14 protein-coding genes are annotated in these 14,743 nt (G+C 60.4%); 11 read left to right on the top strand and 3 right to left on the bottom strand.

The genetic code is table 11. From position 1 onward, the window contains the following. Positions 1–77 precede the first annotated feature (77 nt). Positions 78–1,553 (bottom strand): inorganic phosphate transporter, encoded by a 1,476-nt coding sequence (locus tag AC3WMT_RS29505; RefSeq protein WP_103307050.1) that lies wholly within the window; start codon positions 1,551–1,553, stop codon positions 78–80. Positions 1,554–1,926: 373 nt separating this feature from the next. Further along, positions 1,927–2,127 carry a hypothetical protein gene (locus AC3WMT_RS29500; RefSeq protein WP_103307048.1) on the bottom strand — a complete coding sequence of 67 codons (201 nt, stop codon included), beginning with the start codon at positions 2,125–2,127 and terminating at the stop codon, positions 1,927–1,929. 653 nt (positions 2,128–2,780) lie between these two features. Here AC3WMT_RS29500 and pcaR point away from each other — a divergent pair. The 11 genes from pcaR to pcaC all read left to right on the top strand — a co-directional run bounded on the left by pcaR (position 2,781) and on the right by pcaC (position 13,786). Further along, on the top strand, positions 2,781–3,623 hold the full coding sequence (gene pcaR, locus AC3WMT_RS29495) for a pca regulon transcriptional regulator PcaR (protein WP_103307046.1): 843 nt from the start codon (positions 2,781–2,783) through the stop codon (positions 3,621–3,623). A gap of 295 nt (positions 3,624–3,918) precedes the next feature. Continuing rightward, the gene (gene pcaK, locus AC3WMT_RS29490) at positions 3,919–5,265 is read left to right on the top strand and encodes a 4-hydroxybenzoate transporter PcaK (RefSeq protein WP_103307045.1); all 1,347 of its coding nucleotides are present in this window, start codon (positions 3,919–3,921) and stop codon (positions 5,263–5,265) included. 258 nt (positions 5,266–5,523) lie between these two features. Beyond that, entirely contained in the window at positions 5,524–6,381 is an 858-nt protein-coding gene (locus AC3WMT_RS29485) for a CoA transferase subunit A (protein WP_103307044.1), read from the top strand. Beyond that, positions 6,378–7,160, top strand: coding sequence for a CoA-transferase subunit beta (locus tag AC3WMT_RS29480; protein WP_177431468.1), 783 nt, complete (start codon positions 6,378–6,380; stop codon positions 7,158–7,160). Before AC3WMT_RS29485 ends, AC3WMT_RS29480 begins: the two co-directional genes overlap by 4 nt. After that, a complete protein-coding gene (gene pcaF / locus AC3WMT_RS29475) occupies positions 7,157–8,362 on the top strand; it encodes a 3-oxoadipyl-CoA thiolase (protein ID WP_177431467.1) in 1,206 nt (401 codons plus the stop codon). The genes AC3WMT_RS29480 and pcaF overlap by 4 nt, the downstream gene beginning before the upstream one ends. A gap of 36 nt (positions 8,363–8,398) precedes the next feature. Further along, positions 8,399–9,103, top strand: coding sequence for a protocatechuate 3,4-dioxygenase subunit beta (pcaH, locus tag AC3WMT_RS29470; protein WP_103307041.1), 705 nt, complete (start codon positions 8,399–8,401; stop codon positions 9,101–9,103). Position 9,104: 1 nt separating this feature from the next. Then, on the top strand, positions 9,105–9,671 hold the full coding sequence (gene pcaG / locus AC3WMT_RS29465; protein WP_103307039.1) for a protocatechuate 3,4-dioxygenase subunit alpha: 567 nt from the start codon (positions 9,105–9,107) through the stop codon (positions 9,669–9,671). A gap of 187 nt (positions 9,672–9,858) precedes the next feature. Continuing rightward, on the top strand, positions 9,859–11,154 hold the full coding sequence (locus AC3WMT_RS29460; protein WP_103307036.1) for an MFS family transporter: 1,296 nt from the start codon (positions 9,859–9,861) through the stop codon (positions 11,152–11,154). 46 nt (positions 11,155–11,200) lie between these two features. After that, complete coding sequence (locus AC3WMT_RS29455) at positions 11,201–12,565, top strand: 3-carboxy-cis,cis-muconate cycloisomerase (RefSeq protein WP_103307034.1); 1,365 nt, start codon at positions 11,201–11,203, stop codon at positions 12,563–12,565. 11 nt (positions 12,566–12,576) lie between these two features. After that, entirely contained in the window at positions 12,577–13,383 is an 807-nt protein-coding gene (gene pcaD / locus AC3WMT_RS29450; protein ID WP_103307032.1) for a 3-oxoadipate enol-lactonase, read from the top strand. A gap of 10 nt (positions 13,384–13,393) precedes the next feature. Continuing rightward, complete coding sequence (pcaC, locus tag AC3WMT_RS29445; protein WP_041070503.1) at positions 13,394–13,786, top strand: 4-carboxymuconolactone decarboxylase; 393 nt, start codon at positions 13,394–13,396, stop codon at positions 13,784–13,786. A 132-nt stretch (positions 13,787–13,918) separates the two neighbouring features. On the opposite strand, the gene AC3WMT_RS29440 is transcribed toward pcaC, so the two are convergent. Next, positions 13,919–14,725 (bottom strand): methyltransferase domain-containing protein, encoded by an 807-nt coding sequence (locus tag AC3WMT_RS29440; RefSeq protein ID WP_103307030.1) that lies wholly within the window; start codon positions 14,723–14,725, stop codon positions 13,919–13,921. Positions 14,726–14,743: the final 18 nt, after the last annotated feature.

The raw sequence follows: 14,743 nt of genomic DNA, 5'->3' as shown, positions 1-14,743 counted from the left end.
CCCCCAAAACCCAACCCCCAAACACAAAAAAAGGCGCGATCCCTTCGAATCGCGCCTTTCTCATGTGCCGCTATCTATCAGCTACCCAAAGCCTTAGACGCCAGCCAGAACAACCCGGCCGACAGCGCAACAGTCGCCGGCAGGGTCAACACCCACGCCAACAGAATGGTGCGAACCGTACCACCCTGCAGGCCGCTCTTGTTGGCGACCATGGTCCCGGCCACGCCCGAAGACAGAACGTGAGTGGTCGACACCGGCAGGCTGAAGATGTTGGCCATACCGATCAAACTGGCAGTGGTGATCTGCGCCGACATGCCCTGAGAATAGGTCATGCCTTGCTTGCCGATCTTCTCACCGATGGTCAGTACCACGCGTTTCCAGCCAACCATGGTGCCCAGGCCCAGGGCCAGTGCGACCGCCAGAATCACCCAGAATGGGGCGTATTCGGTGGTGGTGGTCAGATCTTTGCGCAGTTTGTCCAGGTCAGCCTTTTCACGGGCTTCCAGGCCTGGCAGCTTGCCAACTTTCTTCGCCGTGTCGTCCAGGCACAGCAGGTAGCGACGAACTTCTACGCGGCTTTCCGACGACAGCGAATGGTAGTCCGCTACACCTTTGAGGGTGTGGAGCAGGGCGCTGATGGTCGGTTCGGTCTGCTGCGGGTTGCAGCGGAATTTCTCCGGCAGGTCGCCTTCTACACTTTTACCCAGGGCCAGGAACTCGCCGAGGGAATCAGAGTTGCGCTGGTAGAACTGGCTCAGGTGCAGGGTCGCATCGCGGGTGCGTTCGATCTGGTAAGTCGTGCTGTTCAGGTCAAGTACGAACTGCGCAGGAACGATACCGATCAACACCAGCATGATCAGGCCGATGCCTTTCTGGCCATCGTTGGAGCCGTGCACGAAGCTCACGGCCATGGCCGAGATCACCAGGACCAGACGGTTCCAGAACGGCGGGTGCTTCTTGTCGTCGATCTTGCGGCGCTGTTCCGGTGTCTTGTGCATCTTCGACAGCGGGCGCCACCATTTCAGGCCGATCAGCACCAGTGCCGCGATCAGGAAGCCAGCCATCGGCGAGAACACCAGCGAAGCGCCAATGTCGATCGCTTTCTGCCAGTTCACGCCGTCGGCCAACGGGATATCGTTGATCAGGGCATTGGCCAGGCCGACACCGAGGATCGAACCGATCAAGGTGTGGGAACTCGACGCCGGGATACCGAAGTACCAGGTGCCCAGGTTCCAGGTGATCGCCGCCGCGAGCAACGAGAACACCATCGCCAGGCCATGGCCGGTGTTCACGTTGATCAGCAGTTCAACCGGCAGCAAGTGGACAATGGCATACGCCACGCCAACCCCGCCCAGCAGCACGCCGAGGAAATTGAACACACCGGAAAAGAACACCGCCAGGTGAGGCGGCATGGCTTTGGTGTAGATAACAGTGGCTACCGCGTTAGCGGTGTCATGAAATCCATTGATGAACTCGAAGGCGAGGACAAACGTCAGGGCGAGCAAGAGGCTCACAAGCACCCAAGCATCCAGTCCGCTGAATAAATCGATCATGAAGGTTTTCTGACCCGGTCGTAAGGGGGCGCGATTATGCCAGAAAAGTCTCGAAATCGATGCCCTACCTGCTCATCGGTAACATTCTTCTTCGATTTAATTTGTTGCAGCGCATTAAAACCAAGCATCGCGCAGGGTTTTTCAAGTCATTGAATTACTTGGAAAAAGTCCGTATCGCCGGTGAATTTCGCAGGCGCGTAAAGGGTTCAAACGCTTGTCTGAAATATCTGTGAAACCTGTCTGAATCGTCCCTGCAGCCTGCCGGCCGGGGAGATAGCCGCTGCCCGCGGGTAGCGGGCGCGCAAGGCTTCGTCGTTACACCGCGCTTGTAGCCGGTGCTGGCGCAAACCTTCAAAGAAGCAAAAACCGTGACTTATGGCTCTTCGGTTTTGAGTTCTTCTTCCATCTTTTTCAGTTCTTGCTGGAAAACCTGATCCTGAACAGTTGGTCGTTTCCGCCATGCCTTGCGTTCCGGTTCGGGTTGAGCGGCGTAGGTGGTGACTTCCCCGCCGTAAACATCCTTGTAACGTTGTTCCTGGCGCTCAAGTTCCGCGCGCAGTTCGTCTTTCGTCACAGTGCTACCTGTTTGAGTTGAGTTAAATGTCTGGCGAATCGCACGGCAACAAATCGATTGAGCGAACCCGCCGAGGCTCAATGCCAGAATGGACATTGGTGGTGTCGGCAGAACGTTCAAGACTTCCATGTTGCAGGCGGCTACGTCACCAGATTAAAACTGACGCAGCATCAGTTTCCAGTAATCAGCAAGCGTGCTGGCGGTGCATGAGTATGAGCGTCAGGCGCTGGCCGGGCTGACCGCGATGGACATCGCGGCAGCGGGTGGCGTCGTTATCAAGGAAAAAACGACAGACCACTGACTTGCATTATAGCGGTCGATTTGGAATTGACTATCTCTGCCAAGTTAAAAACGGTTCCGAATGTGTGATTGTTTTGTGACTCACAACTTTTAACAGAAGTTGTCGGTGGGGTGTTGCCTTGTTTGTCAGGTGATCAGTTTCTGGCGCCATTTAGTCGAACAACTATGCGCAGAGCCAATGATGCACCGAAGTTCAATCCTCACTAATAAAGCGCCCGAGCGGCCAGCCCGGAGCCATTGCGATAATCGGTCGGCGGTTCGATAATCGCCCAATCTTGGCGTCTCCACTCTTGTGCATCTTCCCGGGAGTCGCTTGTATAGCCATTGATCCGTGCCGGAACCAAGGACAAGAAATGAACGATCAAATGCGCAACTCCTTCACCTCAGTGGCGCCGCCGATTGTTGCCTCGCCGGCCAAACGGATTCAGGCGCTGACCGGTGATCCGGACTTCATGACCTCGCTGGCCCGTGGTCTGGCGGTGGTGCAGGCCTTTCAGGAGCGCAAGCGTCATCTGACGATCGCCCAGATCAGCCATCGCACGGAAATTCCCCGCGCTGCCGTGCGCCGTTGTCTGCACACGTTGATCAAGCTCGGCTACGCCACGACTGACGGGCGTACCTACTCGTTGCTGCCGAAAGTGCTGACCCTCGGCCACGCCTATTTATCCTCTACACCGTTGGCCGTGTCCGCGCAGCCCTACCTCGACCGCATGAGCGAGCAACTGCACGAAGCCTGCAACATGGCCACGCTGGAAGGTGATGACATTCTTTATATCGCCCGTTCGGCAACCACCCAGCGACTGATTTCCGTGGATCTGTCGGTGGGCGGGCGCTTGCCGGCCTATTGCACGTCGATGGGGCGGATTCTGCTGGCAGCTTTGGACGACACGTCGCTGGGTGAATACCTCGACCACGCTGAACTGGTCGCCAAGACCAGTCGAACGATTCACACCTCCGAAGCGTTGCTCGAATGCCTGCAAGAAGTGCGGCAACAAGGCTGGTGCATCGTCGATCAGGAACTGGAGCAGGGCCTGCGCTCGATTGCCGTGCCGGTCTACGATGCTTCCGGGCAAGTGGTTGCAGCACTGAACGTCAGTACTCACGCCGGTCGCGTCAGTCGTACCGAGCTGGAACAACGTTTCCTGCCGGGCCTGCTCAGCGCCAGCCGCGACCTTAGTGCGCAATTGTTCGCCTGATGAAGCTGTTCGATAAACGCACAGTGTTGCGTTTATCGAATTGACGCTAAAACCCTCGGATCATTAATGTCGCGGCAGCGTCATCCGGCGCTGATCTGTATGAGCCCGCCGGATTGTCGACTCCCATAATAATGACAAGAGGCAACTCACCATGCGCATGCTCCCCGACTGTCTCCGCCCCATCCCCTGTTGCCGGGTTCAGCGCAACGCCTGATCCAGACCTTCTATTCTTGTGACCGTGCCGCTCTTTGGCCGGCCGCCGTTCGACTGCGTTTTTTTGCGTGGAATAAAAATAATGAACCAGCCTCAGTCCGCTGTGGGTAACTGCCTCGACGTGCAGACCTTCATCAATGCCCAACCAATCTCGCGCTATCAGTGGCGGGTGGTGATCCTGTGTTTCCTGATTGTTTTCCTTGATGGCCTCGACACCGCCGCGATGGGTTTCATTGCCCCGGCGCTGTCGCAGGACTGGGGCATCGACCGCGCCAGCCTCGGCCCGGTGATGAGTGCCGCGCTGATCGGCATGGTCTTCGGCGCGCTCGGTTCCGGGCCCTTGGCTGACCGTTTCGGGCGCAAAGTCGTATTGGTGGGGGCGGTGGTGCTGTTCGGTGCTTTCAGTCTGGCCTCGGCGTACAGCACCAATGTCGAGCAATTGCTGGTGCTGCGTTTCCTCACCGGCCTCGGTCTGGGCGCGGGGATGCCGAACGCGACGACACTGCTGTCGGAATACACCCCGGAGCGCAAGAAGTCGCTGCTGGTGACCAGCATGTTCTGTGGATTCAACCTCGGCATGGCCGGTGGTGGTTTTATTTCGGCAAAGCTGATTCCGGCGTTCGGCTGGCACAGTTTGTTGCTGATTGGTGGAATCCTGCCGCTGATCCTCGCCGTGGTTCTGCTGTTCTGGCTGCCGGAATCGGCACGTTATCTGGTCGTGCGCAACCGCGGCACCGACAAAGTGCGCAAGACCCTCGCGCCGATTGACCCGGTTACCGTCGCTCAGGCGTCCAGTTTCAGCGTGCCGGAACAGAAAACCGTCAAGGCGCGCAATGTGTTTGCGGTGATCTTCTCGGGCACCTACAGCACCGGCACTTTGTTGCTGTGGCTGACCTATTTCATGGGCCTGGTGATTGTGTATCTGCTGACCAGTTGGCTGCCGACACTGATGCGCGACAGCGGCGCAAGCATGGAGCAGGCCGCGTTCATTGGCGCGTTGTTCCAGTTTGGCGGGGTATTGAGCGCGGTCGCTGTGGGATGGGCGATGGACCGCTTCAATCCGCACAAGGTGATTGGCATTTTCTACCTGCTGGCGGGGGTGTTTGCCTACGCGGTGGGGCAGAGTCTGGGCAATATCACGCTGCTGGCGACCCTGGTGTTGGTGGCAGGGATGTGTGTGAACGGTGCGCAATCGGCAATGCCGTCGCTGGCAGCACGGTTTTATCCGACTCAGGGGCGAGCGACCGGGGTGTCGTGGATGCTCGGGATTGGTCGGTTCGGCGCGATTCTCGGGGCGTGGATGGGCGCGACGTTGTTGGGCCTGGGCTGGAATTTCGAGCAGGTGTTGACGGCGTTGGTGATTCCGGCGGCGTTGGCGACTACGGCGGTGGTGATCAAGGGCATGGTCAGTCATGCGGATGCCACCTGAATTTCAGCGCATGATCGTTCCTACGCTCTGCGTGGGAACGCCTCAATAGACGCTCTGCGTCTGCTCTTGGACGCGGAGCGTCCTGGGCTGCGTTTCCATCTGATTGATAGGGTGACAACAATCTGTTCGATAAACGAACACTCAGTCGATTATCGGATTGTTTGGCGAATTTCCCAGGCTTAATCTGCAGTGACTCCGGCGCTGACCCTCGCGCCTTTTTATCACTGGCGATTCATTACAAAAACGGGAGCCCGCTCCATGGCTGAGATCCTTTCGCTGCACGACGCGGTGAAGCAATTCGTCAACGACGGCGACACCGTCGCGCTCGAAGGCTTCACTCACCTGATCCCTACGGCGGCAGGTCATGAAATCATTCGTCAGGGCAAGAAAGATCTGACCCTGGTGCGGATGACGCCTGACCTGATCTACGACCAACTGATCGGCGCCGGTTGCGCTCGCAAACTGATCTTCTCTTGGGGCGGCAATCCGGGTGTAGGTTCGCTGCACCGTCTGCGTGACGCGGTCGAGAAGCAATGGCCGCACCCGCTGGAAATCGAAGAACATTCCCACGCCGATCTGGCCAATGCCTACGTAGCTGGCGCTTCCGGCCTGCCGTTCGCGGTGCTGCGTGCCTACGCCGGCTCCGACCTGCCAAAGGTCAATCCGCTGATCAAAAGCGTCACCTGTCCATTCACCGGTGAAGTGCTGGCGGCCGTGCCGTCGGTGCGTCCGGACGTGACCGTGATCCACGCACAGAAAGCCGATCGCCAAGGCAACGTGCTGTTGTGGGGCATTCTCGGCGTGCAGAAAGAAGCGGCGCTGGCCGCCAAGCGCTGCATCGTCACCGTCGAGGAAATCGTCGACAACCTCAACGCGCCGATGAACGCCTGCGTACTGCCGACCTGGGCCTTGAGCGCGGTCTGCCATGTACCCGGCGGTGCGCATCCGTCCTACGCCCACGGTTACACCGAACGCGACAACCGTTTCTATCAGGCGTGGGACCCGATCGCCCGCGACCGTGAGACGTTTACCGCGTGGATCAACGAATACATCCATGGCTGCGCTGACTTCAGCGAGTTTCAGGCCAAGTTGGCCGCTGCTTCGGAGGCCAAATAATGACTTACTCCACCAATGAAATGATGACCGTCGCCGCAGCCCGTCGCCTGAAGAACGGTTCGGTGTGCTTCGTCGGCATCGGCCTGCCGTCGAAAGCTGCGAACCTGGCACGCCTGACGTCGTCGCCGGACGTAGTGTTGATCTACGAATCGGGCCCGATCGGCGCCAAGCCGAGCGTACTGCCGCTGTCCATCGGTGACGGCGAACTGGCGGAGACCGCCGACACTGTCGTCCCGACCGGTGAGATTTTTCGCTATTGGTTGCAGGGCGGACGCATCGACGTCGGTTTTCTCGGCGCCGCGCAGGTCGACCGTTTCGGCAACATCAACACCACCGTGGTCGGCGATTACCATGCGCCGAAAGTGCGTCTGCCGGGTGCCGGTGGCGCGCCGGAGATTGCCGGTTCGGCGAAAAGCGTGTTGATCATCCTTAAACAGTCGGCGCGTTCGTTTGTCGACAAGCTCGACTTCATCACCTCGGTCGGTCATGGCGAGGGCGGCGATTCGCGTAAACGTCTGGGCCTGCCGGGCGCCGGGCCGGTCGGGATCATCACCGACCTGTGCATCATGGAGCCGGAAGAAGGCACCCACGAATTTGTAGTCACCGCACTGCACCCAGGCGTGACCCGCGAGCAAGTGGTCGCCGCCACCGGTTGGGCGATCCGTTTTGCCGATGACGTAGCCACCACCGCTGAACCGACGGAAGTCGAGTTGACCGCACTGCGCGATCTCGAAGCGCGCACCGCTGCGGCCCACGGTCAGGCACCGGGAGAAGCATGATGCGTGACGTTTATATCTGCGACGCGATTCGTACCCCCATCGGCCGTTTCGGCGGTGGACTGTCTGCCGTTCGTGCCGACGATCTCGCGGCTGTGCCGATCAAGGCGCTGATGGAGCGCAATCCATCGGTGGACTGGAATGCAATCGACGAGGTGTTTCTCGGCTGCGCCAACCAGGCCGGCGAAGACAACCGCAACGTCGCACGCATGGCGCTGCTGTTGGCGGGTCTGCCGGACAGCGTGCCGGGCGTGACCCTCAATCGCCTCTGCGCTTCGGGCATGGACGCGATCGGCACCGCATTCCGCGCGATTGCCAGTGGCGAGATGGAGCTGGCGATTGCCGGCGGCGTCGAGTCGATGTCCCGCGCACCGTTCGTGATGGGCAAGGCTGACGCGGCGTTTTCGCGCAACATGAAACTGGAAGACACCACCATCGGCTGGCGTTTCATCAACCCGTTGATGAAGGCGCAATACGGCGTCGACGCGATGCCGCAGACCGCCGACAACGTCGCCGATGACTATGAAGTGTCCCGCGAGGATCAGGACGCTTTCGCCTTGCGCAGTCAGCAACGCACCGTTGCCGCGCAGGCTGCTGGCTACTTCGCCGAAGAAATCGTCGAAGTGCGCATCGCCCACAAAAAAGGCGAAACCGTGGTCAGCCAGGACGAACATCCACGTGCCGACACCACACTCGAAGCGCTGAGCAAACTGAAACCGGTCAACGGCCCGGACAAAACCGTCACCGCCGGCAATGCTTCCGGGGTTAATGACGGCGCCGCCGCGCTGATTCTCGCGTCCGCCGAAGCGGTGAAAAAACACGGTCTGACCGCTCGCGCCAAAGTGCTCGGCATGGCCAGCGCCGGCGTCGCGCCACGGGTGATGGGCATCGGCCCGGTGCCGGCGGTGCGCAAACTTACCGAGCGTCTCGGTGTGGCGGTCAGCGATTTTGATGTGATCGAACTCAACGAAGCCTTCGCCAGCCAAGGCTTGGCAGTGCTGCGTGAACTGGGGCTGGCGGATGACGCGGCGCAGGTCAACCCGAATGGCGGCGCGATTGCTCTCGGTCACCCGTTGGGCATGAGCGGCGCGCGTCTGGTGCTGACCGCGCTGCATCAGCTGGAAAAGACCGGCGGCAAGAAAGGTCTGGCGACCATGTGCGTCGGTGTTGGCCAAGGTCTGGCCCTGGCCATCGAACGCGTCTGACGCAAGCCGTGACGAAAAAGAACAGAGGAAAGCGACATGTCTGACAAGCCTGGTTACCGTCGTCCGCAGGAAGGCACTCAGCCTGAGTACCTGCACCCGACGTATCAATCCACCAATCTGCGCTCGCCATCGAAGCCGTTGGTGTTTCTGCCGCATTCGTTGTCGGAGATCACCGGCCCGACCATCGGTGCCGAACGCGTCGCCGAGAAAGACAATGACCTGACCGCCCAGCACGACGGCGAACCGTTGGGCGAGCGGATCATCATTCACGGCCGTGTGCTCGACGAAAACGGTCTGCCGGTGCCGGGAATTCTGGTGGAGATCTGGCAGGCCAACGCCGCCGGCCGCTACAACCACCAGCGCGACCTGCACGACGCGCCGCTGGACCCGAACTTCACCGGCACCGGCCGCACCGTGACCGACGCCGATGGCTGGTACCAGTTCCAGACCATCAAGCCCGGTGCCTATCCGTGGGGCAACCACCACAACGCGTGGCGCCCGGCGCACATTCATTTTTCGTTGTTCGGGCCGAGCATCCTTACTCGCTTGGTGACGCAGATGTACTTCCCCGGCGATCCGCTGCTGGCCTACGACCCGATCTACAACTGCGTGCCGGACACTTCGGCCAAGGAACGCCTGATCGCCAGTTTCGATCTGGAAAAAACCATTCCGTCCTACGCCCTCGGTTACCGCTGGGACATCGTCTTGCGTGGCCGCGACGCCACGCCGATGGAGAAATAAGATGACCCTGACTGCCACCACGTCCCACACCGTCGGGCCGTACTACCACATCGGTCTGACCTGGCTGAACCGCGAAAACCTCGCGGTCGAACAAACCCTCGGCGAGCGCGTGGCGATCACCGGCCAAGTCGTTGACGGCAACGGCGATGTGGTCAACGACGCCATGCTTGAAGTCTGGCAGGCCAACGCTGCCGGCAAGTACGCGCATCCGGAAGACGAGCAGGACAAACCGCTGGACCCGCATTTCGAAGGTTTCGGCCGGGTGTCGGTGGACGCTGAAGGGCGTTTCCGTTTCACCACGATCAAGCCGGGCACGGTCGAAGGCCTGAAGGGCTCGACCCAGGCGCCGCATCTGGTGGTGCTGGTGTTTGCCCGTGGCCTGGTCAAGCATTTGCTGACGCGCATCTACTTTGAAGGGGAGCCGGCGAACGTGAATGATCCGTTGCTGGAGTGTGTGCCGGCCGAGCGCCGCGCGACCTTGCTGGCGAAGCCGGATGCGGCGGGGGTGTATCAGTGGAATGTGATTTTGCAGGGCACTGACGCAGAGACGGTGTTCTTCGATTATTGATCGCTGCCTACTGATCGTTCCCACGCTCTGCGTGGGAATGCCGCCATGGACGCTCTGCGTCCAGTGTGACGCGGAGCGTCACGGGATGCGTTACCACGCAGAGCGTGGGAACGATCAATACAGGATGTGGAACGGGACTGTTGCAAAGTATGTCTAGACTCTCACTGTCCCTATCGAGTGATAAACAATGACAACCATCACCTCCCATTACACCGGTGAAGAGCGCAGCAAGCGCATCTTCGCCATTGTCGGCGCTTCGTCCGGCAACCTCGTCGAATGGTTCGACTTCTACGTCTACGCCTTTTGCGCGATCTATTTCGCCCCGGCGTTTTTCCCTTCCGATAACCCGACGGTGCAACTGGTCAACACCGCAGGCGTGTTCGCCGCTGGCTTCCTGATGCGCCCGATTGGTGGCTGGATCTTCGGGCGTCTGGCAGACAAGAAGGGCCGCAAGACCTCGATGATGATTTCGGTGCTGATGATGTGCTTCGGCTCGTTGCTCATCGCCTGCTTGCCGACCTATAACACCATCGGTGTCTGGGCGCCGTTGTTGTTGCTGTTTGCACGTCTGCTGCAAGGCCTGTCGGTCGGCGGTGAATATGGCACCACCGCGACTTACATGAGTGAAGTCGCGCTCAAGGGCCAGCGCGGTTTTTTCGCCTCTTTCCAGTACGTGACGCTGATTGGCGGGCAACTGCTGGCGGTATTGCTGGTGGTGATCCTGCAACAGTTCCTCAGCGAAGACGAACTGCGTGCCTACGGCTGGCGCATTCCATTTGTGGTCGGTGCGGTCGCGGCGGTGATCTCGCTGTTCCTGCGCCGTTCGCTGAAAGAAACCGCCAGCAAGGAGATGCGCGAGAACAAGGACGCCGGCAGCATTCGTGCGTTGTTCCGTGACCACAAAGCCGCGTTCATCACCGTGCTCGGCTACACCGCTGGTGGCTCGCTGATTTTTTATACCTTCACCACTTATATGCAGAAATATCTGGTGAACACCGCCGGCATGCACGCCAAGACCGCCAGCTACATCATGACCGGCGCGCTCTTCCTTTATATGTGCATGCAACCGCTGTTCGGCATGCTCGCCGACAAGATCGGTCGACGTAACTCGATGCTCTGGTTCGGCGCGCTCGGTACGCTGTTTACCGTGCCAATCCTGTTGAGCCTGAAAAGCGTCAGCAGTCCGATCCTGGCCTTTGTGCTGATCACCGTGGCGCTGGCCATCGTCAGTTTCTACACCTCGATCAGCGGTCTGGTGAAAGCCGAAATGTTTCCGCCGGAAGTCCGCGCCCTCGGCGTCGGTCTGGCCTATGCCGTGGCCAACGCGATCTTTGGCGGTTCGGCAGAATATGTGGCCCTGAGCCTGAAAGCCGGGGGCATGGAAAATGCCTTCTACTGGTACGTCACGGTGATGATGGCCGTCGCGTTCCTGTTCAGTTTGCGCTTGCCGAAGCAGGCAGCGTATTTGCACCACGATCTCTAAACCGATGCGCGCGGGCCGTCATGGCCCGCGCCGGCAAGGACTGTTTATGACTCAGCGACCGGGCAATCAATTGTTCGATGCCTACTTCACTGCCCGCGATATGCGCGACGTGTTCTGCGATCAGGGCCGCGTGCAAGCGATGCTCGACTTCGAAGCGGCGCTGGCCCGGGCCGAGGCGCGGGTCGGGGTGATCCCGTCACACGCGGTGGCGCCTATTGAAAATGCCTGCCGCGCCGGTTTGTACGACTTCGCCGCGTTGGGCGAGGCGATTGCTACGGCGGGCAATTCGGCAATTCCGCTAGTCAAGGCCCTGGGCAAGCAGATCGCCGCCACTGATGCCGAAGCCGAGCGCTATGTGCATTTGGGCGCGACCAGTCAGGACGTGATGGATACCGGGCTGGTCCTGCAATTGCGTCAGGCGCTGCAACTGATCGAAAGCGATCTGGCACAACTGGCCGATGCTCTTGCGACTCAGGCCCAACGCCACGCCGCGACCCCGTTGGCCGGCCGTACCTGGCTGCAACACGCAACCCCGGTGACTCTCGGCATGAAAATCGCCGGTTGGCTTGGCGCAGTGACTCGCAGCCGTCAGCGTCTGCGCGAACTCAAGCCGCGCCTGCTGGTGCTGCAATTCGGCGGCGCGTCCGGAACCCTCGCGGCGCTTGGCAAGCAGGCGTTGCCGATTGCCGAAGCCTTGGCGCAAGAACTGCAACTGACCTTGCCGAAACAACCGTGGCACACCCAGCGTGATCGCATCGTTGAGTTCGGCGCGGTGCTCGGTTTGATCGCCGGCAGCCTCGGCAAACTCGGCCGCGACGTCAGCCTGTTGATGCAGACCGAGGCGGCGGAAGTCTTTGAACCGTCGGCGCCGGGCAAGGGCGGTTCTTCGACCATGCCGCACAAACGCAACCCGGTCGGCGCGGCGGTGCTGATCGGCGCGGCAACGCGAGTGCCGGGGCTGGTGTCGACGCTGTTCAGTGCGATGCCGCAGGAGCACGAACGCAGTCTCGGTCTGTGGCATGCCGAATGGGAAACCCTGCCGGAGATTTGCTGCCTCGTCTCGGGGTCGCTGCAGCAGGCGCGCCTGCTGGCTGATGGCCTGGAAGTCGATGCCGCACGCATGGCGCGCAATCTCGAACTGACCCAAGGGCTGGTGCTGGCCGAAGCGGTGAGCATCGTCCTCGCGCAACGGGTCGGCCGCGATACCGCGCATCACCTGCTCGAACAATGCTGCAAGCGCGCGGTGGCCGAGCAACGCCACTTGCGCGCAGTTCTCGGTGATGAGCCGGCGGTCACCGCCGAACTGAGCGGCGCCGAACTGGATCATCTGTTGAATCCCGCCCATTACCTCGGTCAGGCGCAAGTCTGGGTCGAGCGTGCGGTGGTCGAACATCACGCATTGTCTGTCTGAAGGAGAGGGCTGTGGCTTTCGTTCAACTCGCCGATGGCGAACTGCACTATGAAATTCAAGGGCCTCAGATTGAAGGCCCGGTCGATGCGCCGGTGCTGGTGCTGTCCAACTCGCTGGGCACCGACCTGCACATGTGGGACGCGCAGATGCCGGCGTTCACCGAAAATTTTCGTGTGCTGCGTTTCGACACCCGTGGGCACGGTCAATCGTTGGTGACACCGGGGCCGTACAGCATCGAGCAACTGGGCCATGACGTGCTCGGGCTGCTGGATGCGCTGCACATCGAGCGCGCGCATTTCTGCGGATTGTCGATGGGTGGATTGATCGGCCAGTGGCTGGGGATCAATGCCGGGCATCGCCTGCACAAACTGATCGTCTGCAACACGGCGGCAAAAATCGGCGATCCGTCAGTGTGGAATCCACGCATCGAAACCGTGCTGCGCGACGGTCCGGCGGCAATGGTTGCCCTGCGTGATGCCTCGATTGCCCGTTGGTTTACCCCGGACTTCTCGGCGGCTCATCCGGCGGCGGCCAAGCAGATCACCGACATGCTCGCGGCGACCTCGCCTGAAGGTTACGCGGCCAATTGCGCGGCGGTACGCGATGCCGATTTCCGTGATCAACTGGCTTCGATCAACGTGCCGTTGCTGGTGATTGCCGGCAGCGAAGACGCGGTCACGCCGCCGTCCGGCGGGCATTTCATTCAGGAGCATGTACGCGGCGCCGAGTATGCCGAGTTCTATGCGGCGCATCTTTCCAACGTGCAGGCCGGCGCCGAATTCAGCGACCGTGTACTGGCGTTTTTGCAGGCCAGGTGAGGAAGTTTTTGTGGACGAGAAACAACGTTACGACGACGGCATGCAGGTGCGCCGCGCAGTGTTGGGCGATGCCCACGTCGATCGCAGCCTGACGACGCTGACCGAGTTCAATAGCGAGTTTCAGGAGATGATCACCCGTCATGCCTGGGGCGATATCTGGACCCGCCCGGGTTTGCCTCGGCACACCCGTAGCCTGATCACCATTGCCATGCTGATCGGCATGAACCGCGAGGGCGAACTGAAACTGCACCTGCGCGCGGCCGCCAATAACGGCGTGAGCCGTGGCGAGATCAAGGAAGTGATCATGCAGAGTGCGATTTATTGCGGGATTCCGGCGGCGAATGCGACGTTTCACTTGGCGGAATCGGTGTGGGATGAGCTGGGTATCGAATCCCGGGAATAGTTGTTGTCCAGTCTGACGCCATCGCTGGCAAGCCAGCTCCCACAGTGTTCTCGGGTGTACCCAAAATTTGTGAACAACCCAAGAACCTGTGGGAGCTGGCTTGCCAGCGATAGCGGTAGTCGCCGTGATGCATCACACCGTGGCGACAATGAATATCCGCTTGAACGGAAACAACGTATGCCCATTCCTCTCCTGCGGATAATGCTCATGCACCCGCATCAGGTAGTGATAGATAAATCGCGACTGCTCCTCTGAATTCAGCGCCTGCATCACCGGGCGCAACGCCGACACCTTGACCCAGTCATACACCGGCGATTTCCCGTCGACCACCTGCAATTGCTCGGTCTCCCAGATATCCAGCGATTCGGTCAACGGCGCGAGCAGGCGATAGTAATCCTCCAGCGCCAACAGCGGCCGCGCCGCCATGCGTTGGCGCAATTGCCGCGTACCCAGCGGTGTGCCGCCGGGGCCGGCATCGTCCAGCGTGTCGAGCATCAGCCGATACCACAACGCATCGCGCCAGTCCGGCATGTGCGCCGCCAGGCAGCCGCCGCGATTGAGCTGGCCGAGCAAGCGCGGCAGCAAGGTATCGTGGTCGCCGATGAAATGCAGCACGGCCGCCGCGAGCAAAAGATCTGCCGGTTGTTCGGGTTGCCAGTCGAGCAGATCGCTTTGTTTCCACGATGCGTGAATCGGCAAGCAGCGGGCTTCATCGAGCATTTGTCGCGAGCTGTCGACGCCCTGCAACTGTGCACGCGGCCAGCGCTGGGCCAACAGTTGCGTGGCAATACCGGTGCCGCAGCCGAGGTCATAAATATGTTTGGGGTTGTGCAGTTCGACACGGTCGAGCAATTCATTGACCGGGCGTTGCCTGAGACGGGAAAACTGCTGGTACGCCTTGGCGTCCCAGTCGGGAGCTACATTGAGTCGGGTGATCATGAGGGGGTCCTCTGGTGA

Source organism: Pseudomonas sp. FW305-7 (genome assembly GCF_058786735.1).
This window is presented reverse-complemented; position numbering and strand designations above follow the sequence as displayed.

Bases quoted from the DNA above. Each gene is read 5' to 3' on its own strand.
- pcaK (WP_103307045.1), top strand. From the start codon at position 3,919: ATGAACCAGCCTCAGTCCGCTGTGGGTAACTGCCTCGACGTGCAGACC.
- AC3WMT_RS29440 (WP_103307030.1), bottom strand. From the start codon at position 14,725: ATGATCACCCGACTCAATGTAGCTCCCGACTGGGACGCCAAGGCGTAC.
- AC3WMT_RS29460 (WP_103307036.1), top strand. From the start codon at position 9,859: ATGACAACCATCACCTCCCATTACACCGGTGAAGAGCGCAGCAAGCGC.
- pcaH (WP_103307041.1), top strand. From the start codon at position 8,399: ATGTCTGACAAGCCTGGTTACCGTCGTCCGCAGGAAGGCACTCAGCCT.
- AC3WMT_RS29455 (WP_103307034.1), top strand. From the start codon at position 11,201: ATGACTCAGCGACCGGGCAATCAATTGTTCGATGCCTACTTCACTGCC.
- AC3WMT_RS29485 (WP_103307044.1), top strand. From the start codon at position 5,524: ATGGCTGAGATCCTTTCGCTGCACGACGCGGTGAAGCAATTCGTCAAC.
- pcaF (WP_177431467.1), top strand. From the start codon at position 7,157: ATGATGCGTGACGTTTATATCTGCGACGCGATTCGTACCCCCATCGGC.
- pcaR (WP_103307046.1), top strand. From the start codon at position 2,781: ATGAACGATCAAATGCGCAACTCCTTCACCTCAGTGGCGCCGCCGATT.
- pcaG (WP_103307039.1), top strand. From the start codon at position 9,105: ATGACCCTGACTGCCACCACGTCCCACACCGTCGGGCCGTACTACCAC.
- AC3WMT_RS29505 (WP_103307050.1), bottom strand. From the start codon at position 1,553: ATGATCGATTTATTCAGCGGACTGGATGCTTGGGTGCTTGTGAGCCTC.